At 60.4% G+C, this 19,109-nt stretch carries 22 protein-coding genes; 17 read left to right on the top strand and 5 right to left on the bottom strand.

Annotated elements, in window-relative coordinates:
* Positions 1 to 152 precede the first annotated feature (152 nt).
* From DBO86_RS24165 to DBO86_RS24090, 16 genes are all read left to right on the top strand, one after another.
* Positions 153 to 557 (top strand): F0F1 ATP synthase subunit I, encoded by a 405-nt coding sequence (locus DBO86_RS24165; RefSeq protein WP_108235087.1) that lies wholly within the window; start codon positions 153 to 155, stop codon positions 555 to 557.
* Between the two features lie 17 nt (positions 558 to 574).
* Positions 575 to 1,441, top strand: coding sequence for a F0F1 ATP synthase subunit A (atpB, locus tag DBO86_RS24160; RefSeq protein WP_108235086.1), 867 nt, complete (start codon positions 575 to 577; stop codon positions 1,439 to 1,441).
* A gap of 148 nt (positions 1,442 to 1,589) precedes the next feature.
* Positions 1,590 to 1,847 carry a F0F1 ATP synthase subunit C gene (gene atpE, locus DBO86_RS24155; protein ID WP_003097235.1) on the top strand — a complete coding sequence of 86 codons (258 nt, stop codon included), beginning with the start codon at positions 1,590 to 1,592 and terminating at the stop codon, positions 1,845 to 1,847.
* Between the two features lie 56 nt (positions 1,848 to 1,903).
* Positions 1,904 to 2,374 (top strand): F0F1 ATP synthase subunit B, encoded by a 471-nt coding sequence (locus DBO86_RS24150; RefSeq protein ID WP_021442428.1) that lies wholly within the window; start codon positions 1,904 to 1,906, stop codon positions 2,372 to 2,374.
* A 14-nt stretch (positions 2,375 to 2,388) separates the two neighbouring features.
* Entirely contained in the window at positions 2,389 to 2,925 is a 537-nt protein-coding gene (locus DBO86_RS24145) for a F0F1 ATP synthase subunit delta (protein WP_021442427.1), read from the top strand.
* Between the two features lie 21 nt (positions 2,926 to 2,946).
* Entirely contained in the window at positions 2,947 to 4,491 is a 1,545-nt protein-coding gene (gene atpA / locus DBO86_RS24140; RefSeq protein WP_108235085.1) for a F0F1 ATP synthase subunit alpha, read from the top strand.
* A gap of 48 nt (positions 4,492 to 4,539) precedes the next feature.
* The gene (gene atpG / locus DBO86_RS24135; protein WP_108235084.1) at positions 4,540 to 5,403 is read left to right on the top strand and encodes a F0F1 ATP synthase subunit gamma; all 864 of its coding nucleotides are present in this window, start codon (positions 4,540 to 4,542) and stop codon (positions 5,401 to 5,403) included.
* Between the two features lie 30 nt (positions 5,404 to 5,433).
* Positions 5,434 to 6,810 (top strand): F0F1 ATP synthase subunit beta, encoded by a 1,377-nt coding sequence (gene atpD, locus DBO86_RS24130; RefSeq protein ID WP_012020331.1) that lies wholly within the window; start codon positions 5,434 to 5,436, stop codon positions 6,808 to 6,810.
* 79 nt (positions 6,811 to 6,889) lie between these two features.
* Positions 6,890 to 7,324: a F0F1 ATP synthase subunit epsilon gene (locus tag DBO86_RS24125; protein ID WP_003465090.1), complete on the top strand. Its 435-nt coding sequence runs from the start codon at positions 6,890 to 6,892 to the stop codon at positions 7,322 to 7,324.
* Between the two features lie 123 nt (positions 7,325 to 7,447).
* Complete coding sequence (gene glmU / locus DBO86_RS24120) at positions 7,448 to 8,806, top strand: bifunctional UDP-N-acetylglucosamine diphosphorylase/glucosamine-1-phosphate N-acetyltransferase GlmU (protein ID WP_003465089.1); 1,359 nt, start codon at positions 7,448 to 7,450, stop codon at positions 8,804 to 8,806.
* A gap of 56 nt (positions 8,807 to 8,862) precedes the next feature.
* Positions 8,863 to 9,474: a LysE family transporter gene (locus tag DBO86_RS24115; protein WP_104729430.1), complete on the top strand. Its 612-nt coding sequence runs from the start codon at positions 8,863 to 8,865 to the stop codon at positions 9,472 to 9,474.
* 73 nt (positions 9,475 to 9,547) lie between these two features.
* The gene (locus DBO86_RS24110) at positions 9,548 to 10,318 is read left to right on the top strand and encodes a DeoR/GlpR family DNA-binding transcription regulator (protein ID WP_003465087.1); all 771 of its coding nucleotides are present in this window, start codon (positions 9,548 to 9,550) and stop codon (positions 10,316 to 10,318) included.
* 10 nt (positions 10,319 to 10,328) lie between these two features.
* Positions 10,329 to 12,179, top strand: a complete 1,851-nt coding sequence (gene glmS, locus DBO86_RS24105; protein ID WP_108235083.1) for a glutamine--fructose-6-phosphate transaminase (isomerizing) — start codon at positions 10,329 to 10,331, stop codon at positions 12,177 to 12,179.
* A 144-nt stretch (positions 12,180 to 12,323) separates the two neighbouring features.
* Complete coding sequence (locus tag DBO86_RS24100; protein WP_017781026.1) at positions 12,324 to 13,151, top strand: heteromeric transposase endonuclease subunit TnsA; 828 nt, start codon at positions 12,324 to 12,326, stop codon at positions 13,149 to 13,151.
* Positions 13,141 to 14,616: a DDE-type integrase/transposase/recombinase gene (locus tag DBO86_RS24095; protein WP_244185608.1), complete on the top strand. Its 1,476-nt coding sequence runs from the start codon at positions 13,141 to 13,143 to the stop codon at positions 14,614 to 14,616. Before DBO86_RS24100 ends, DBO86_RS24095 begins: the two co-directional genes overlap by 11 nt.
* 74 nt (positions 14,617 to 14,690) lie before the next feature.
* Positions 14,691 to 15,014, top strand: coding sequence for an XRE family transcriptional regulator (locus tag DBO86_RS24090; RefSeq protein ID WP_108235082.1), 324 nt, complete (start codon positions 14,691 to 14,693; stop codon positions 15,012 to 15,014).
* A 59-nt stretch (positions 15,015 to 15,073) separates the two neighbouring features.
* Here DBO86_RS24090 and istB read toward each other — a convergent pair whose 3' ends face one another.
* The 3 genes from istB to DBO86_RS24075 form a co-directional block, all read right to left on the bottom strand.
* Entirely contained in the window at positions 15,074 to 15,760 is a 687-nt protein-coding gene (gene istB, locus DBO86_RS24085) for an IS21-like element helper ATPase IstB (RefSeq protein WP_108235081.1), read from the bottom strand.
* Positions 15,732 to 16,736 carry an IS21 family transposase gene (gene istA / locus DBO86_RS24080; protein ID WP_108235080.1) on the bottom strand — a complete coding sequence of 335 codons (1,005 nt, stop codon included), beginning with the start codon at positions 16,734 to 16,736 and terminating at the stop codon, positions 15,732 to 15,734. Before istA ends, istB begins: the two co-directional genes overlap by 29 nt.
* A gap of 225 nt (positions 16,737 to 16,961) precedes the next feature.
* Positions 16,962 to 17,159 (bottom strand): helix-turn-helix domain-containing protein, encoded by a 198-nt coding sequence (locus DBO86_RS24075; protein ID WP_108235079.1) that lies wholly within the window; start codon positions 17,157 to 17,159, stop codon positions 16,962 to 16,964.
* An 85-nt stretch (positions 17,160 to 17,244) separates the two neighbouring features.
* On the opposite strand from DBO86_RS24075, the gene DBO86_RS25940 reads away from it, so the two are divergent.
* Positions 17,245 to 18,297, top strand: a complete 1,053-nt coding sequence (locus DBO86_RS25940) for a hypothetical protein (protein WP_128579064.1) — start codon at positions 17,245 to 17,247, stop codon at positions 18,295 to 18,297.
* Here DBO86_RS25940 and DBO86_RS24070 read toward each other — a convergent pair.
* Together DBO86_RS24070 and DBO86_RS26925 are read right to left on the bottom strand one after the other, a co-directional pair.
* Positions 18,233 to 18,508, bottom strand: coding sequence for a hypothetical protein (locus tag DBO86_RS24070; protein ID WP_108235078.1), 276 nt, complete (start codon positions 18,506 to 18,508; stop codon positions 18,233 to 18,235). The two genes, DBO86_RS25940 and DBO86_RS24070, sit on opposite strands and share 65 nt — an antisense overlap.
* Positions 18,509 to 18,616: 108 nt before the next feature.
* Positions 18,617 to 19,054, bottom strand: coding sequence for a TOBE domain-containing protein (locus DBO86_RS26925; RefSeq protein ID WP_244185607.1), 438 nt, complete (start codon positions 19,052 to 19,054; stop codon positions 18,617 to 18,619).
* Between the last annotated feature and the right edge of the window lie 55 nt (positions 19,055 to 19,109).

The following is a 19,109-nucleotide window of genomic DNA, read 5'->3' as shown; positions in this document are numbered from 1 at the left end:
CGCCACATCTGGCCGTGTAGCGCACGGTCGGAAAACACTACCCGGCAGTTGAATGGGGGGAATTGGCCCCCTATACTCTGCGCGCAATTTTGTTGGCACTTTTTATGCCAATTCATTGAGTTAAAGCGGTCGATAGTCGAGGAACCCAGTTGATGGAACGCCGTATGCCGAAGCGCCGGCCCTTCCATCGTCTGCCGGTGTTCCCGGTTCTGCTGGCACAGTTGATCGTGCTGCTGCTGGCCGCTGGGGTGATGTGGCAATGGTTGGGCGGCGTGGCGGGTTATTCGGCGCTGCTCGGTGGCCTGATCGCCTGGTTGCCGAACCTGTATTTCGCCCATAAGGCGTTCCGCTTCAGCGGCGCGCGGGCGGCTCGGGAAATCGTCCGTTCTTTCTATGCGGGCGAAGCGGGAAAACTGATTCTGACGTTCGTGCTGTTCGCACTGACGTTTGCGGGCGTGAAACCCCTGGCGGCACCGGCCTTGTTCGGTGTCTACCTGCTGACCCTGCTGGTCAGCTGGTTCGCCCCGCTGCTGATAACGAAATTTTCAAGACCTTAAAGCGTTCGAGGCAAATAATGGCAGCAGATACCGCTTCGGGTTACATCCAGCACCACCTGACGAACCTGACCTTCGGTCAGCATCCGGTGAATGGCTGGAGTTTCGCCCACTCCGCAAAGGAAGCCCAGGAAATGGGTTTCTGGGCCTTCCACGTCGACACCCTGGCGGTGTCGGTGGTGCTCGGCCTGATCTTCATTCTTCTGTTCCGCCTGGCGGCGAGGAAAGCGACCTCCGGGCAACCGGGCGGCCTGCAGAACTTCGTCGAAGTGCTGGTGGAGTTCGTCGACGGCAGCGTCAAGGACACCTTCCACGGGCGTAACCCGCTGATCGCCCCGCTGGCCCTGACCATCTTCGTCTGGGTCTTCTTGATGAACTTCATGGACCTGATCCCGGTCGACTGGCTGCCGATGCTGGCCGCCACCATCGCCGGCGACCCGCACCTGTACTTCCGCGTGGTACCCACCACCGACCCGAACGCCACCCTGGGCCTGGCCCTGTCGGTATTCGCCCTGATCCTGTTCTACAGCGTCAAGGTCAAGGGCATCGGCGGTTTCCTCGGCGAGCTGACCATGCACCCGTTCAGCTCGGACAACATCGCGCTGAAGATCCTGCTGATCCCGGTGAACTTCCTGCTCGAGTTCGTCACCCTGATCGCCAAGCCGGTGTCCCTGGCCCTGCGTCTGTTCGGCAACCTGTATGCCGGCGAACTGATCTTCATCCTGATCGCCATCATGTACAGCGGCGGCCTGCTGCTCGGCGGTCTGGGCGGTGTGCTGCAGCTGGCCTGGGCCATCTTCCACATCCTGATCATCGTGCTGCAAGCGTTCATCTTCATGATGCTGACCATCGTCTACCTGTCGATGGCGCACGAAGATAACCACTAAGCCGTAACAAGTTCCGCGGCGTCGCCCCAGGCGGCGCCTGCCAGGACAAACCCCGCGGCCACGGCCTCGGGGCCGCTGTAAACAAACGATTTCGCTTTACCGCTTCAACAAAAACCTTAACCAATACGACTGTAAGTCGGGAGGAAAAATGGAAACTGTAGTTGGTTTGACCGCTATCGCCGTTGCACTGCTGATCGGCCTGGGTGCCCTGGGTACCGCCATCGGTTTCGGTCTGCTGGGTGGCAAGTTCCTGGAAGGCGCCGCGCGTCAGCCGGAAATGGTTCCGATGCTGCAAGTGAAAATGTTCATCGTCGCCGGTCTGCTCGACGCCGTGACCATGATCGGTGTTGGTATCGCACTGTTCTTCACCTTCGCGAACCCCTTCGTTGGTCAAATCGCAGGCTGATTCACTCGCTTCCGAGTGAATTGGTGTGACGGACAACGAACGAGCGAGGTGTTGGCGTGAACATTAATGCAACCCTGATTGGCCAGTCCGTTGCCTTCTTCATCTTCGTGCTGTTCTGCATGAAGTTCGTATGGCCTCCGGTCATTACGGCTCTGCAGGAACGCCAGAAGAAGATCGCAGACGGCTTGGACGCTGCCAACCGCGCGGCTCGTGATCTGGAGCTGGCCCACGAGAAAGTGGCCCAGCAACTGCGCGACGCCAAAGGTCAGGCTGCCGAAATCATCGAGCAGGCCAAGAAGCGCGCGGCGCAGATCGTCGACGAAGCCCGTGATCAGGCCCGTGGCGAAGCTGACCGTGTGAAGGCTCAGGCTCAGGCCGAGATCGAACAGGAAATCAACGGCATCAAAGACGCCCTGCGCGCCCAAGTGGGCAGCCTGGCGGTCAGCGGTGCGGAGAAGATCCTGGGCGCATCCATCGACCAAAGCGCGCATGCGGAGCTGGTTAACAAACTGGCAGCCGAAATTTAAGCGAGGGCGCGATCATGGCAGAACTGACCACGCTGGCCCGACCTTACGCTAAGGCTGCCTTCGAGCACGCCCAGGCCCACCAGCAACTGGCCAATTGGTCAGCCATGCTCGGCCTGGCTGCAGCGGTGTCGCTCGACGACACCATGCAGCGCGTGCTCAAGGCCCCGCGTCTGACGAGTACAGAAAAGGCCACCGCCTTCATCGAGGTGTGTGGCGACAAGTTCGACGCCCAGGCACAGAACTTCATCCATGTCGTCGCCGAGAACGACCGTCTGGCCCTGTTGCCGGACATCTTCGCCCAGTTCGAGCTGTACAAGGCCGAGCAGGAGAAGTCGATCGACGTGGATGTCACCAGTGCCTTCGCATTGAGCGATGAACAGCAAGACAAACTCGCCAAGGTTCTCAGTGCACGGCTCGGCCGAGAAGTGCGTCTGCACGCCGCGGAAGATGCCACCTTGATCGGTGGTGTACTGATCCGCGCCGGCGACCTGGTTATCGATGGCTCAGTTCGCGGCAAACTCGCGAAGCTGGCCGAAGCATTGAAATCTTGAGTTTGAAGGGGCAGCAGAGCTATGCAGCAACTCAATCCTTCCGAAATTAGTGAAATCATCAAGGGGCGCATCGAGAAACTCGACGTCGCCTCCCAAGCCCGCAACGAAGGCACCATCGTGTCCGTCTCCGACGGCATCGTGCGCATTCACGGTCTCGCCGACGTCATGTACGGCGAAATGATCGAGTTCCCGGGCGGCGTCTACGGTATGGCGCTGAACCTGGAGCAAGACTCCGTCGGCGCCGTCGTGCTGGGTGCTTACACCAGCCTGGCCGAAGGCATGAGCGCCAAGTGCACCGGCCGCATCCTGGAAGTCCCGGTCGGTCCGGAACTGCTGGGCCGCGTGGTCGATGCCCTGGGCAACCCGATCGACGGCAAAGGCCCGATCAACGCTCAAGCCACCGACGCCGTCGAGAAAGTGGCTCCGGGCGTGATCTGGCGTAAGTCGGTCGACCAGCCGGTACAGACCGGCTACAAGTCGGTCGACGCCATGATCCCGGTCGGCCGTGGCCAGCGCGAGCTGATCATCGGCGACCGTCAGATCGGCAAGACCGCCCTGGCCGTCGACGCCATCATCAACCAGAAGAACAGCGGCATCCGTTGCGTCTACGTAGCCATCGGTCAGAAGCAGTCGACCATCGCCAACGTGGTGCGCAAGCTGGAAGAAGCCGGCGCCCTGGCCAACACCATCGTGGTGGCTGCCTCGGCTTCGGAATCCGCCGCACTGCAGTTCCTGGCGCCCTACGCCGGCTGCACCATGGGCGAATACTTCCGCGACCGCGGTGAAGATGCCCTGATCGTCTACGACGACCTGTCCAAGCAGGCCGTGGCCTACCGTCAGATCTCCCTGCTGCTGCGCCGTCCGCCGGGCCGCGAAGCCTACCCGGGCGACGTGTTCTATCTCCACAGCCGTCTGCTGGAGCGCGCTTCCCGCGTTTCCGAAGAGTACGTCGAGAAGTTCACCAATGGCGCCGTGACTGGCAAGACCGGTTCGCTGACCGCTCTGCCGATCATCGAAACCCAGGCTGGCGACGTTTCCGCGTTCGTTCCGACCAACGTGATCTCCATCACCGACGGTCAGATCTTCCTGGAATCGGCCATGTTCAACTCGGGTATCCGTCCGGCCGTCAACGCCGGTATCTCGGTATCCCGTGTCGGTGGTGCCGCGCAGACCAAGATCATCAAGAAGCTCTCCGGTGGTATCCGTACCGCCCTGGCTCAGTACCGTGAACTGGCGGCCTTCGCCCAGTTCGCCTCTGACCTGGACGAAGCCACCCGCAAGCAGCTTGAGCATGGTCAGCGCGTTACCGAGCTGATGAAGCAGAAGCAGTATGCGCCGATGTCCATTGCCGAAATGTCGGTGTCCCTGTACGCAGCCGAGCGTGGCTTCCTGCAGGACGTCGAAGTCGCCAAGGTCATCAGCTTCGAGCAGGCTTTGATCGCCTTCTTCAAGCGTGATTACGCCGACCTGATGGCGAAGATCAACGAGAAAGGTGACTTCAACGACGAGATCGACGCTGGCCTGAAAGCCGGTATCGAGAAGTTCAAGGCCACCCAAACCTGGTAACCGCAGCGGGGGCTTCGGCCCCCGCCTGCTTGAACCAAAAGGTGTGAAATGGCAGGCGCAAAAGAGATTCGCAGCAAGATTGCGAGCATCAAAAGCACGCAAAAGATCACCAGCGCCATGGAAAAAGTGGCGGTCAGCAAAATGCGCAAGGCTCAACAGCGCATGGCTGCCGGTCGCCCCTACGCCGAGCGTATTCGTCAGGTGATTGGTCACCTGGCCAACGCGAACCCGGAATACCGCCACTCGTTTATGGTGGAGCGTGATGTAAAGCGCGTCGGTTATATCGTGGTGACCTCGGATCGTGGTCTGTGCGGTGGCTTGAACATCAACCTGTTCAAGGCGTTGTTGAAAAGCCTGAAGGAATGGCGCGACCAGAAGGTCGAGGCCGATTTCTGCGTGGTAGGCAGCAAGGGCGCGAGCTTTTTCCGCAGCAACGGGGGCAACGTGGTTGCTGCCATCAGCAAGCTGGGTGAAGAGCCGTCCATCAACGACCTGATCGGTAGCGTCAAGGTCGTGCTGGATGCCTACGCCGAGGGCCGTATCGACCGCCTGTATCTGGTGTCGAACAAGTTCGTCAACACCATGACGCAGAAGCCGGAAGTGCAGCAGTTGCTACCGCTGGCCGCCAGCGATGCGCAGGGTGTACAGAAAGGTCTGTGGGACTACGTGTACGAGCCGGACGCCCAGCAACTGCTGGATGCCCTGCTGGTACGCTACATCGAGTCGCAGGTCTATCAGTCCGTGGTCGAGAACAGCGCGTGCGAACAGGCTGCGCGGATGATCGCGATGAAGAACGCAACCGACAACGCCGGTGAGCTCATCAAAGACCTGCAGCTGGTTTACAACAAGGCGCGTCAGGCAGCGATCACCCAGGAAATTTCGGAAATCGTCGGCGGCGCTGCCGCGGTTTAAGAACGGTTCAAATATTCAGAGGAACCAAAGATGAGTAGCGGACGTATCGTTCAAATCATCGGCGCCGTTATCGACGTGGAATTCCCGCGCGATCAGGTGCCGAACGTATACGAAGCCCTGAAGGTACAGGGCGCTGAAACCACCCTGGAAGTCCAGCAGCAGCTGGGCGACGGCGTGGTACGTACCATTGCCATGGGTTCGACCGAAGGCCTCAAGCGTGGCCTGGACGTCAACAGCACTGGCAAGGCCATCTCCGTACCGGTCGGTAAAGCGACCCTGGGCCGGATCATGGACGTGCTGGGCAACCCGATCGACGAAGCCGGCCCCATCGGTGAAGAAGAGCAGTGGGAAATCCACCGCGCTGCACCGAGCTATGCCGAGCAAGCCGGTGGCAATGACCTGCTGGAAACCGGGATCAAGGTTATTGACCTGGTCTGCCCGTTCGCCAAGGGTGGTAAGGTCGGTCTGTTCGGTGGCGCCGGTGTCGGCAAGACCGTGAACATGATGGAACTGATCCGTAACATCGCCATCGAGCACAGCGGTTATTCCGTGTTCGCCGGTGTAGGTGAGCGTACTCGTGAGGGTAACGACTTCTACCACGAGATGAAGGACTCCAACGTTCTCGACAAGGTAGCCCTGGTCTACGGTCAGATGAACGAGCCACCAGGCAACCGTCTGCGCGTCGCGCTGACCGGTCTGACCATGGCCGAGAAGTTCCGTGACGAAGGCCGTGACGTTCTGCTGTTCGTCGACAACATCTACCGTTACACCCTGGCCGGTACCGAAGTATCCGCACTGCTCGGCCGTATGCCGTCGGCAGTAGGTTACCAGCCGACCCTGGCCGAGGAGATGGGCGTTCTGCAGGAGCGTATTACCTCCACCAAGAAAGGCTCCATTACCTCGATCCAGGCCGTCTACGTACCTGCGGACGACCTGACCGACCCGAGCCCGGCGACCACCTTCGCCCACTTGGACGCCACCGTCGTACTGAGCCGTGACATCGCTTCCCTGGGTATCTACCCGGCCGTTGACCCGCTGGACTCCACCAGCCGTCAGCTGGATCCGAACGTGATCGGCCAGGAGCACTACGAGACCGCTCGTGGCGTTCAGTATGTTCTGCAGCGCTACAAGGAGCTGAAGGACATCATCGCGATCCTGGGTATGGACGAACTGTCCGAAGACGACAAGCTGCTGGTAGCGCGCGCTCGTAAGATCCAGCGCTTCCTGTCCCAGCCGTTCTTCGTGGCTGAAGTCTTCACCGGTGCCCCGGGCAAGTACGTGTCCCTGAAGGACACCATTGCCGGCTTCAGCGGCATTCTCAAAGGCGATTACGACCACCTGCCGGAACAAGCGTTCTACATGGTAGGCGGCATCGACGAAGCCATCGAGAAAGCCAAGAAACTGTAAGTAATGGGTGCGCCCTCCAGAGGGCGTCCGCGCCGGAGCGGGCAGCAGCCCGATCCGGCCTCTCAACCGAGGCATTGTTATGGCTATGTCAGTCCACTGCGATATCGTCAGTGCGGAAGAAGAGCTGTTCTCGGGGCTGGTGGAAATGGTCATCGCCCACGGTCACCTCGGTGACCTGGGTATCCTGCCGGGCCACACCCCGCTGCTGACCGATCTCAAGCCGGGTCCGGTGCGAGTGATCAAGCAGGGTGGCACCGAGGAGGTGTTCTACATCTCCGGTGGCTTCCTGGAGGTTCAGCCGAGCATGGTGAAGGTACTTGCCGACACCGCTGTTCGCGCCGGCGACCTGGATGAAGCCGCCGCCATCGAGGCGCGCAAGGCGGCCGAGAAGGCGCTGAGCGAAAAGGGCACCGAGTTCGACTACGGCAGTGCGGCAGCACGCCTGGCCGAGGCAGCTGCCCAGCTGCGCACCATCGAAGAAATGCGCAAGAAGTTCGGCGGCCGCATCCGCTGATCGCGTATCGCGGTATCACGTAAAGGGGCGACTTAGGTCGCCCCTTTACGTTTCTGGCAAAATAGCGCTTTCTTCGCGCGGCCCTCTGGCCGCGGCCAACTCTTGCCCAGCAAGGAGCTTTCTATGAGTCTGGATATCGTCATTCTTGCCGCTGGCCAGGGCACGCGCATGCGTTCGGCGCTGCCCAAGGTACTGCACCCGGTCGCCGACAAACCCATGCTCGGGCATGTCATCGACACCGCACGCAGCCTGCAGCCGCAGAGCATCCAGGTGGTGATCGGGCATGGCGCCGACACCGTGCGCGAGCGCCTGGCCGCCGATGACCTGAATTTCGTCATCCAGGCCGAGCAGCTGGGTACCGGCCATGCCGTGGCTCAGGCTCTGCCACAGCTCAGCGCCGAGCGCGTGCTGATTCTCTATGGCGACGTGCCGCTAATCGAGCCTGCCACCCTGCAGCGCCTGCTGGCCCTGGTCAGCGATGATCAGTTGGGCCTGCTCACCGTCGAGCTGGCTGACCCGACCGGTTACGGCCGTATCGTCCGTGATGAGGCCGGCGTGGTGCAGGCCATCGTCGAGCACAAGGACGCCAGCGACGCGCAGCGGCAGATCCGCGAAGGCAATACCGGCATCCTCGCCGTACCGGGCAAGCGCCTGGCCGACTGGCTGGGGCGTCTGTCCAACAGCAACGCCCAGGGCGAGTACTACCTGACCGACGTGATCGCCATGGCCGTTGCCGATGGCCTGACCGTGGCCACCGAGCGTGCCGCCGACGAGATGGAAGTGCTGGGTGCCAATGACCGCATTCAGCTCGCGCAGCTCGAATGCCATTACCAGCAGCGGATGGCCCGCCGCCTGATGGCCCAGGGCGTCACCCTGCGCGATCCGCATCGTTTCGATGTGCGTGGCGAAGTCAGCATTGGCCGCGACGTGACCATCGACATCAACGTCATCCTCGAAGGCAAGGTGGTGATCGAGGACGATGTGCAGATCGGCCCCAACTGCGTGATCAAGGACTCGGTGCTGCGCAAGGGCGCCATCGTCAAGGCCAACAGCCACCTGGAAGGTGCCGAGATGGGCGAGGGCGCCGACTGTGGTCCGTTCGCCCGCCTGCGTCCCGGCACCAAACTGGGCGCCAAGGCTCATGTGGGTAACTTCGTCGAGCTGAAGAACGCCGTGCTGGGGCAGGGCGCCAAGGCCGGCCACCTGAGCTATCTGGGCGATGCCGAGATCGGTGCGCGCAGCAATATCGGCGCCGGCACTATCACCTGTAACTACGACGGTGCCAACAAGTTCCGCACCATTATGGGCGAGGACGTATTCATCGGCTCCAACAGTGCCCTTGTGGCGCCTGTCACGCTGGGCGACCGTGCGACCACGGGTGCCGGTTCGGTAGTGACCAGCGATGTGCCGGCCGATATGCTGGCAGTGGGTCGGGCCAAGCAGCGCAATATAGAAGGCTGGAAGCGCCCCACCAAGAAGTGAACCCGATCGGGTCTGGGTGACCGGGCCTGTGGATAACCTGCCGGAGACAGTCCTGTATGCTCGGTGTGACGGATTATGCCGCCTTCGTGGTGGCCTTCATCATCCTGCTGGCCATTCCTGGCCCGGGTAACCTGGCCTTGATTCTCTCCACCGGCAAGGGCGGGATTCGTGGCGGGCTGGCTTCGACCTTCGGTATCATCTTCGGCGACCAGGTGCTGCTGTGGTTGGCGGTGGCCGGTGTTGCTGCGCTGCTCAAGGCCTATCCGGCGGCCTTCCATGTCGTGCAGTGGCTCGGTGCGGCCTACCTGGTCTACCTCGGCCTGCGCATGATTCTGGCCAAGCCGGGGGCGGCGCCGACACTGGAGATCAAGCCGCGCCAGTACCTCTGGCAAACCCTGGTGATCACGGTCTTCAACCCCAAGGCCATCATTTTCTATATGGCCTTCTTCCCGCTGTTCATCGACCCGCAGCGCCATCAGGGACTGACTACGTTCGCTTTCATGGCAGTGACCATCATGGCGCTGACCTTTCTCTACGGCCTTCTTATCGTGCTGCTGACGCACTTTCTCGCCGAGCATATGCGCGCCAACCCGCGTATCGCCCGTGGTCTCGAGAAGTTGGCGGGGCTGTGCCTGGTCGGCTTCGGGGTCAAGCTGACGCTGAACTGACCGGCGGACGCTTGCGGGCTTTTCGATCATATGTTTTGATTCGCGCCGTTATCTTTCGAATCGAAACTTAAGCATGTCGAAGCGCAATACGCCGCAACGTCGTCACACCATTCTTGCCTTGCTCGCTGAGCAGGGCGAGGTGTCGGTGGATGCCCTGGCTCAGCACTTCGCCACCAGCGAAGTGACCATTCGCAAGGACCTCGCCGCTCTTGAAAAGAACGGCCTGCTGCTGCGTCGCTACGGCGGCGCGGTGCCGGTGCCGCAGGAGCTGATCAGCGAGCCGACGCAGCCCATTTCTCCCTACAAGCAGGCGATTGCCCGTGCCGGCGTGGCGCGCATCCGCGAACACGCACGCATCATCATCGACAGCGGCACCACCACGGCGGCGATGATCCCGCAGCTTGGCTACAAGCCCGGGCTGGTGGTGATGACCAACTCGCTCAATGTGGCTAACGCCCTGCGCGAACTCGAACACGAGCCGGTGCTGCTGATGACCGGCGGTACCTGGGATCCGCACTCGGAATCCTTCCAGGGCCAGGTGGCCGAACAGGTGCTGCGTTCTTACGACTTCGACCAACTGTTCATTGGCGCCGACGGCATCGACCTGGAGCGTGGTACCACCACCTTCAACGAGCTGCTCGGTCTGTCGCGGGTGATGGCCGAGGTGGCTCGCGAAGTCATCGTCATGGTCGAGAGCGACAAGATCGGCCGGCGCATTCCCAATCTGGAACTGCCCTGGAGCAGCCTGCATACCCTGATTACCGACGAGCGCCTGGATACCCAGGCCGCCGAACAGATACGCGCGCGTGGCATCCAGCTGATCCTCGCGCCGCTGGAAAACTAAGGAGAGCCCCATGTGTGGAATCGTAGGCGCCATCGCCGAGCGCAATATCACCCCTGTCCTGGTCGAAGGCCTCAAGCGCCTGGAATACCGCGGTTACGACAGCGCCGGTGTAGCGCTGCTGACCGAGCAGGGTGCACTGGATCGCCGTCGCCGGGTCGGCAAGGTCAGCGAACTGCAGGCCGCGCTGGACGCCGAGCCGCTGGCCGGGCGTCTGGGCATCGCCCACACTCGCTGGGCCACCCACGGTGCGCCGAGCGAGCGTAACGCCCACCCGCATTTTTCTGGTCATGAGCTGGCGGTAGTACATAACGGCATCATCGAGAACCACGAAGAGTTGCGTGAGCGCCTCAAGGGCCTGGGCTATGTCTTCAGCTCCGATACCGACACCGAAACCATCGTCCACCTGCTCGAGCACAAGTTGCAGCAGTTCGGCGACCTCGCGGCCGCGCTCAAGGCTGCCATCCCGGAACTGCACGGCGCCTACGGCCTGGCTGTGATCAGCGCCAAACAGCCGGATCGCCTGCTCGCTGCGCGCAGTGGTAGCCCGCTGGTGATCGGTCTCGGTCTGGGGGAAAACTTCCTCGCCTCCGACCAGTTGGCCCTGCGCCAGGTCACTGACCGTTTCATGTACCTGGAAGAAGGCGATATCGCCGAAATCCGCCGCGACGGCGTGCAGATCTGGGACGCGAGTGGCAATCCGGTGCAGCGTGAAGCCGTGCAGTACCACGAAGGTGCCGAAGCCGCCGACAAGGGCGAGTACCGCCACTTCATGCTCAAAGAAATCCACGAGCAACCGAAGGTGGTGCAACGCACCCTGGAAGGCCGATTGGGCAGCGACCACGTGCTGGTGCAGGCCTTCGGCCCGCAGGCGGCCGAGCTGTTTGCCAAGGTCAAGAACGTGCAGATCGTCGCCTGCGGTACCAGCTACCACGCTGGTATGGTCGCCCGTTACTGGTTGGAAGAGCTGGCTGGCATTCCCTGCCAGGTCGAGGTGGCCAGCGAATTCCGTTACCGCAAGGTGGTAGTGCAGCCGGACACCCTGTTCGTCAGCGTCTCGCAGTCCGGCGAAACCGCCGACACCCTCGCCGCACTGCGCAACGCCAAGGAGAAGGTGCCGGGTCAGGGCGGCTACCTGGCCAGCCTGGTGATCTGTAACGTCGGCACCAGCTCGCTGGTACGCGAATCCGACCTGTGCCTGCTGACCCAGGCCGGCCCGGAAATCGGTGTGGCCTCGACCAAGGCCTTCACCACCCAGCTGGTCGGCCTGATGCTGCTGACCCTGGCCCTCGGCCAGGTGCATGGCACCCTGGACAAGGCTCTGGCTGCCGAACTGGTGGAAGAGTTGCGGCGCCTGCCGACCCGTCTGGGCGAAGCCCTGGCCATGGACAAGACCGTGGAGAAAATCTCCGAACTGTTCGCCGAGAAGCACCATAGCCTGTTCCTCGGCCGTGGCGCGCAGTATCCGGTGGCCATGGAGGGCGCGCTCAAGCTCAAGGAAATCTCCTACATCCACGCCGAGGCCTACCCGGCCGGCGAGCTCAAGCACGGTCCTCTGGCCCTGGTGGATGCCGACATGCCGGTGGTCACAGTCGCGCCGAACAACGAGCTGCTGGAAAAGCTCAAATCCAATCTGCAGGAAGTGCGTGCACGGGGTGGCGAACTGATCGTCTTCGCCGACCAGCAGGCTGGCATGAGCAACGGCGAGGGCACTCATGTGGTGGCAATGCCGCATATCCATGACCTGCTAGCGCCGATCCTCTACACCGTGCCGCTGCAGCTATTGTCGTACTACGTCGCCGTACTCAAGGGCACCGACGTCGACCAGCCGCGTAATCTGGCCAAGAGCGTGACAGTCGAATGAAGCGTGAGGACGTGATCAAGCGGTTGTGGGATGCAAATAAAGTTTCATCCGTACAAATAAAGTATCATCCTTACAAATAAAGTTTCATCCTAAGCCTGTATCCGCTATGTTGAGGTCATCGACACGGTGGATGCAGGCTTTTTCATGTCTGGAACATTCAAGGGCCTGACCCAGGCACAGATTGATAGAAGGCTCAAGGAGGGGCGTGGCCAAGGCCAGGGACGGGACTACAAGCCGTTCATCTACACCAGGGATGTGTCCTCGTTGGGGCGCTCCCACCGCCTGCCTGGCAGCAAGACCCGGCGTCTGCACCATCTTTTATCCGATCTTGAACTGGCCATTTTCCTGACCTTGGATCGGTCTCCCCAGGTCACTGATATCCGTGAGCAGTTCCCGATGCGGGCCGAAGATACGGTGCGCATCGCCGAGGAACTTGGCCTTGCTCACGGTCGCTACAAAGGAATCCCTCAGGTTCTGACCAGCGATTTCCTGGTGGATTTTGATGACCCCCAGCGCCCATCCGTCGCGATCCAGGCCAAGTACAGTGCCGATCTGCAGAAGCCGGAAGTCATCGAGAGACTTGAACTTGAAAGGCGCTACTGGCAGGAAAAAGGGATTCCCTGGTTCATCATCACGGAGCGCGAGGTATCCAGAGAGGCATTTGCCAATATCCAATGGCTCTATCCGGCCCATGCTGAAGACGACATTGCACAGGATGATCTCGCACACTATCAGCAGCTGTTTTTGCTCGAGTTTCAGCGTCACCCAGACCGGAAGCTGACCGCCATTGCCCAGGAAATGGATACTTCCGGCCAACTGGAGGCTGGTCAAGCACTCTATTGGCTACGCCAGCTGCTGGCTCGGCACTGGTTTCTCTTCGATCTTGACACCCCTTACCGCGTGCTGAAGCCGAAGGATCTAGCTGCCAACCCTCATCAGATTCATCAGGAGCTGATCAGTGTTGTCCGTTAATCAGGTGTTCCGTATGGGAGAGCTCCGAAAGCGCCTGCTCTGGTCCGGTACCGAGCAGGCTGTCTGGATTGATATCGATTTGGACACGGCGCTGCCCGAATCGATATCGGTTGCAGAGCTGGAGCGTCTGATTATTGAGGGTGAGCTGGAGAGCATTGGCGATCCCTTCGAGGAGACGGTCCTTCGGGAGGTGGAGGCAGGCTCCCCTGACCAGCTGAAACGTGATGAGGCGTGGGCGATGCTGGCGGATTATATGCACGATCCCCAGCTTTTCGTGCGGCGCCCCAGAGGGCTCATTGTCGGAAGCATCATGCAACGCCATGGTGTCACCAAACAGACGGTGTACAGATTACTGAGGCGCTACTGGCAACGAGGCATGTGTAGGAACGCCCTCTTGCCGGACTATGTCAACTCGGGTGCCCGTGGCAAGCGCCGAAGGCCGAACAGAGCCAAGCTGGGCAGGCCAAGAGTGGTGATGGCGGGGAAAGGGCGTAATGTCACGCCGGATATCGAGCGCATTTTTCGCCGGGTCATCGAGGAACGCTTGCTCAAGGAAAAACATCCGTCCATTCCTGATGCCTACGCCTCCGGGCTGAACCTGCTCCGTGCTGTTCAGCCGGAGCTGCCGACCTCCGAACTGCCTACATTGGGGCAGTTCCGGTACTTCTATGGGCGCGAATATCATTTCACCGACACCTTGCCGCGCAGGATGTCCGCAGTGGACTTTGCCAAGGACTTCCGGCCGCTCAACAGCACATCGACGACTGAGACCCTGGGTCCAGGATACCGTTACCAAATAGATGCCACCATCGCAGATATTTATCTGGTTTCAGAGCATGACCGCAGCCTTATCGTCGGCAGGCCTGTCGTTTACATGGTGCTCGACGTGTTCAGCCGCATGGTCGTTGGTATGTACGTCGGATTCGAGGGGCCCTCCTGGGTCAGTGCCATGGTGGCATTGGCCAACACGGTCGCCGACAAGGTCGAGTATTGTCGCCAGTATGGTTTGGAGATCGATGCCAGCGATTGGCCGGTCAAGGGTTTGCCGGATGTGATACTGGCCGATAAGGGCGAACTGAACGGCACCAAGGTTGAGGCATTTTCCCAAGCCTTCGGCGTCCGCATCGAGAACGCACCGGCCAGGCGAGGTGATGCCAAGGGCATCGTCGAGCGCTATTTTCGAACGGTGCAGGAGCGTTTCAAGCCTTACGCCAGCGGTGTGGTCGAGGACACTACCAGCCGGAAGCGAGGTGGCCACGACTACAGGCTTGATGCCAGTCTGACCTTGCCCGAATTCACGAAAATCATCATTGCCGGCATCCTCCACCACAACAATTTCCACACCCTGAGCAAATACGACAGGGCTGCGGGAATGCCGGGCGATCTGCCGGCGATTCCAGTCATGCTGTGGAACTGGGGCTTGGCCAGCTTGACCGGTCGGTTGTGTGGGCGCTGGTGGTTCTGACACTTTATTCCACTGGATCTGACCCACTCGCGCTGGAGGTGCTGATCCACCCATTCCAGTGATTGTGATCCACCATGCTGATGATTCTGACCCACCCTCAAGCGCTAAACTATCCACTTCCCCTTCCTCGTAGGTCGCCGCAATTGATTGAAGAAGGCAGTCAAAATGCTTATGCCGATCTCGGGTGTGCAGATGCCGAGCTAATGCGGCGAAAAGCCATGCTCGTCGTGCGAATCGGTGATGCTATCTCTGCCAAGGCGCTGGGACTGGATCAGGCGTCGGCAGTGACAGGAGTTGAGGCATCTTGCCTGGAGGCCTGGCTAAAGGGGGATTTCAGACATACCGGCGAGGCCGTGCTGAATACCTGCTTGCGTCACCTAGAGATGCAGGCTCAGTGACTCATTCATTTTCGCGGGCGCGAAAATAGCGAAGGGGGCATTGCCCCCTTCGTTGTCGATCACTGCGCCTTGGCAGCCTGCTTGCGCAAGGACTCGCCCTTGAGCCCGATACGGTGTGAGCGGTGGACAATGCGATCCAGGATGGCCTCGGCCAATGTGGCGTCGTTGAACATGCTGTGCCAGTGCTCAGTAGGGAATTGGCTGGTGATGATCAGCGAGCCGGTCTGCATGCGCTGATCGACAATATCCAGCAAGGTATACCCCACCGTGGGTTCTACCGGAGCCAGACCGAAGTCATCAAGGATAAGCAGGTGGACTTTGCTCAAGGCTGTTCGGTACTTGGGCAGAGAGCCATCGCCAATGGCGATTTGCAGCTCTTCATAGAGTTTCGAGGCGCTTTTATAGATCACAGAGTAGCCCTGTCGGCAGGCCTGGCTACCAAATGCGCAGGCGAGCCAACTCTTACCTGTGCCGGTGGCTCCGGTCAGCAGCAGGTTCTGTTGCTGACCAATCCAGGAGCATCCCGCCAGACCGGCGATCACTTGCTTATCCAGACCGCGACTGCTGCGGTAATCCACATCTTCCAGGTGCGCGGCATAGCGCAACTTCGCCTGCTTCAGTAGGCGAGACAGCTTGCGGTTCTCGCGTTCGCTGAGTTCACGATCCACCATCAGGCCCAAGCGGTCATCGAAGGGCAGTTCCTGCATGCGCGGTTGCTCAAGCTGGTCGCGGTAAGCCTTGGCCATAGGCGTGGATCGGCAGCGGCTGGAGCGCGGGCTGCTCCACCTCGACGAATAGGCTGTGCCGACTGCTGCCAGGCTGGCGTTTGAACGGGCGTTGATTGAATGCCGGCAGCAACTCCAGGATGGCCTGATTGAGTTCTGCCAAGCTGAAGAAACGGCGGTGGCGCAGGGCCGCCAGCAGCCAGCGTTGAACCAGCTTCACCCCGGCCTCTACTTTGCCTTTGTCTTTGGGTCTACGCGGGCGGGCCGGCAGGATAATGGCCTGGTAATGGTGGGCCAGTTGCTGATAGATCAGGTTGAGCTGGACTTCATCCTTGCCGTGCTTGATCACAGCTGCCTTGAGGTTGTCGGGAACCAGTAGGCGGGGCACACCCGCGAAGAAATTGAAGGCCTGCACATGGCAGTGCATCCAGTCCTCGATCCGCTGACTCCACACGGCGCAGGCGAAGGTGTAGCTGGAGTAGCCCAGTACGCCGACAAAGATTTGCGCCAGGCGAGGTTCTGATTGGCCGTCCAGATAGATCGGCATGGTCTTGCCGGAGAAGTCCAAAAACAGCTTGTCGCCAGGCTGATGCAGCTGACGCATTGCCAATGGTTGCTGCTGCACAAAGCTGCGATAGCTTGCAGTGAACTGTGAATAGGCGATGCCGTCTGGCTCGGTAGCCCGCCACTCACGCCATAGCAGTTCCAGGGTGACGCTGGGGTTACGCATTTCCGCATGCACCCAGTTCCAGTCAGGGCAGGCTTTCAAGCGGAAGCCGTTGAACGGCTTGATACCCAAGCGTTCATAAAGTTGCTCGTCGCTCCACCCAGCTAATTGATCCACATCGAGATCGATGCTTTCCAAGTGGCGGCACAAACGCTTTAGACTGTTGCGCGAAAGCCCAGTGCTATGAGCGATTTCGCGTGTCGATAGACGTGTGCCATAGTGCAGGCGCACTGCCTCGCGCAGCAGGCGCGGTTCAATCCTGACTCTCATCCATACTCCTTCGTGCCCCGTGGGTGGGGCGCTGAACGGCAGGCAGTACCTGCCCCTCGGCCTTGACAGCCGATAGAAGGACGCTGAGAATCCACAAGCGTTGAAGGTGCTTATGTCATCTAGAAAAAGGCTCGGAGTTGCTGCTCCGGGCCTTTTTTGCGTCCACAGTTTTTGTTGCCCGCATGACCTAATCGATAGCGTGATGTCCTGTAGCGTTTCTGGGCCTTAGTGGTCGTAGCTGCCGGATACACCAGCCTGTGCGGCCAGCCACCGCTCGACCTCCTGCTTGAGGAACAAACGGCGGCGGCCGACGCGGAACGAAGGCGGCATCGGCAGGCCCATGCTCAGCCGGTTGCGGGCCGTATGCTCAGAAATCCTGAGAATCTGGCTCACCTCCATGAGTGTCATCGTCTCCACCGTCATCCCCTTGCCTGCACTGCAATATCCCGATAGCGCATGCTAGGCAGTTGGTGGATGCCCAACTACTAGCCAGATTGGACACTTGATTTTGCCTTTCTACCTGGACGATGAACTTCTCGACTCTTTCGTATACGAGGACGTAGCGGTTGCCCTCTGGGCAATCAGGCTGCACGCTGCTGACATAGCTGTTACGCCCGCAATCGCGCTGCGACTGATCAGGCAGTATCTACAGCCCCTGATCCCGCCTGAGCATTGCCATGTGCTTTATGGGCAGCGCATAGCGACCTGGAATGGCATCTGGGGAATTTATGCCGACCTGGGGTGCTGTGTTGGTAAGAGCAACAACCCCCAGCTGTTTGAAGTAATGAAGGCAGTGGAGCTTATCCATCACTACACGACTTGGCCGCCAAGGGAGTACACGTTCCCGACTGTCATTGAGGTCACCTACTTCCTCAGCATGTGTACTCAACTGAAGATCCCCGTGCAGAGTCATTTGCGCTTGGAAAATGGCCAGCGAGTTGATCCGTTTAGCTTTTGCACGTTGTGTTGGCGGCAGCCATTACCAGGAAGAAAACTCTGTGCACACCACTCTCCCAATGTTCCGCTTCAGGATGAGGTCGGAATGCAAGCTGCGGCGGCACGCTACAAGTCAGGCGTTCGCCAAAGAGAGCGGTTCGATAAGGCGGTAAATCGCATCCTGACCAAGGAAGTGACGGAGTTCCATGAAGGGCTCTTCACTCCCGTGGTGCTGCTCCCCGAACAGAGCATTGCGGCCTGGCTGACGGAGCGTCGCCCACTGTTGTGGCAATTGCTTGGCGAACGGCAGCAGGAGTTCAACGATGGCAATGCCGTGGGCATGCTGCTTGACCTACTGCACAGCCCTGATGGCCTGCCCCCCAAGGCCCACCAGATTTACCGACTGATCAATCAGCACCTACATGAACATCCGCTGCTGATTTGGCCAATGCTCATACGGGCCGAGGGCTGGCACCGATGCCGAGAAGACGTGCGGGGACAATGGGGCGGCAAACGCTCTGGTGCAGGGCGTCCTGTACAGCCAGCCATCGAGCCGTCAGCTACTTCGCCATGTACCGATCAACAACCGGGCGCAGCTCGCGGTTGCGCTGACCATAGGTCTTGATGACCTGCCGATAGGTCTCTACGTCCGAACCCAGCAACGCATGCTGCACCTCGAACACCTCCTGATCCAAGGCTTCCCACTCAGCGATCAGTCCAGCATCTGGTTGCGCCTGCTGGCTTTCCGCATGGATCAGGTAGGTCAGGCTGGAGGTCAGGAAGTCGAGCGTGTCCTCGGCGCTTTCAAGCAGCTCCAGGCATTGGTTGTGAGTCATTCCCAGTGCTTCTGCTCCCGGCAATAGCATGCTCTTGCTCCTTCGCTGTCGAATGGATGGATCGAGAAAACGGCAAAGTCGTATCAAGCTGGGAAGGGGACACGGCGCTCACTCCATCAGGGCAACCGACTTCACCTGCACCCACAGGGTTTGCCCAGGCGTCACGCTGAGCGAAGTAACCGCCCGCTTGGTCAGCCGAGCCAACAGCATGGCATCGCCAACCCGGACGCGCACTAGCGCCAGGCCGGGATGTTCGTCGTTGCCGATGGCATCGACCTGGCCGCGCAGCACATTTTGAATGCTGCTCCTCCCCGGTTGTTCGGCCAAGCTCACGTCTCGCGCCAGGACGCGCACCCTGACACGGCGGCCGACAGACAGGCCCTGATCGCGCGCCCACAGACTGCCACCCGCGAAATCCACGCGCACCAGGTGCCAATCCTTGTCTACTTCGCCCACCGTGGCATCAAGCACTGCTCCGGCATCGTCACCGAGCCGGAACGGTAAATCGAGGCGGGCCAGCGTTTCGGCTAGGGGGCCAGCAGCCAACACCCGCCCTGACTCAATTGCTACCAGGTAATCGGCCAGCCGTGCCACTTCGTCT

The organism is Ectopseudomonas oleovorans, from assembly GCF_003052605.1.
Lineage (GTDB): Bacteria > Pseudomonadota > Gammaproteobacteria > Pseudomonadales > Pseudomonadaceae > Aquipseudomonas > Aquipseudomonas oleovorans_A.
Note: the sequence above shows the minus strand (reverse complement) of the source record. Positions and strands in the feature narration are given on the sequence as shown.

Coding starts and splice junctions, on each gene's coding strand:
- DBO86_RS24165 (WP_108235087.1), top strand. CDS start 153: ATGGAACGCCGTATGCCGAAGCGCCGGCCCTTCCATCGTCTGCCGGTG.
- atpB (WP_108235086.1), top strand. CDS start 575: ATGGCAGCAGATACCGCTTCGGGTTACATCCAGCACCACCTGACGAAC.
- atpE (WP_003097235.1), top strand. CDS start 1,590: ATGGAAACTGTAGTTGGTTTGACCGCTATCGCCGTTGCACTGCTGATC.
- DBO86_RS24145 (WP_021442427.1), top strand. CDS start 2,389: ATGGCAGAACTGACCACGCTGGCCCGACCTTACGCTAAGGCTGCCTTC.
- atpA (WP_108235085.1), top strand. CDS start 2,947: ATGCAGCAACTCAATCCTTCCGAAATTAGTGAAATCATCAAGGGGCGC.
- atpG (WP_108235084.1), top strand. CDS start 4,540: ATGGCAGGCGCAAAAGAGATTCGCAGCAAGATTGCGAGCATCAAAAGC.
- atpD (WP_012020331.1), top strand. CDS start 5,434: ATGAGTAGCGGACGTATCGTTCAAATCATCGGCGCCGTTATCGACGTG.
- DBO86_RS24125 (WP_003465090.1), top strand. CDS start 6,890: ATGGCTATGTCAGTCCACTGCGATATCGTCAGTGCGGAAGAAGAGCTG.
- glmU (WP_003465089.1), top strand. CDS start 7,448: ATGAGTCTGGATATCGTCATTCTTGCCGCTGGCCAGGGCACGCGCATG.
- DBO86_RS24115 (WP_104729430.1), top strand. CDS start 8,863: ATGCTCGGTGTGACGGATTATGCCGCCTTCGTGGTGGCCTTCATCATC.
- DBO86_RS24110 (WP_003465087.1), top strand. CDS start 9,548: ATGTCGAAGCGCAATACGCCGCAACGTCGTCACACCATTCTTGCCTTG.
- glmS (WP_108235083.1), top strand. CDS start 10,329: ATGTGTGGAATCGTAGGCGCCATCGCCGAGCGCAATATCACCCCTGTC.
- DBO86_RS24100 (WP_017781026.1), top strand. CDS start 12,324: ATGTCTGGAACATTCAAGGGCCTGACCCAGGCACAGATTGATAGAAGG.
- DBO86_RS24090 (WP_108235082.1), top strand. CDS start 14,691: ATGCTGATGATTCTGACCCACCCTCAAGCGCTAAACTATCCACTTCCC.
- istB (WP_108235081.1), bottom strand. CDS start 15,760: ATGGCCAAGGCTTACCGCGACCAGCTTGAGCAACCGCGCATGCAGGAA.
- istA (WP_108235080.1), bottom strand. CDS start 16,736: ATGAGAGTCAGGATTGAACCGCGCCTGCTGCGCGAGGCAGTGCGCCTG.
- DBO86_RS24075 (WP_108235079.1), bottom strand. CDS start 17,159: ATGACGGTGGAGACGATGACACTCATGGAGGTGAGCCAGATTCTCAGG.
- DBO86_RS24070 (WP_108235078.1), bottom strand. CDS start 18,508: ATGACTCACAACCAATGCCTGGAGCTGCTTGAAAGCGCCGAGGACACG.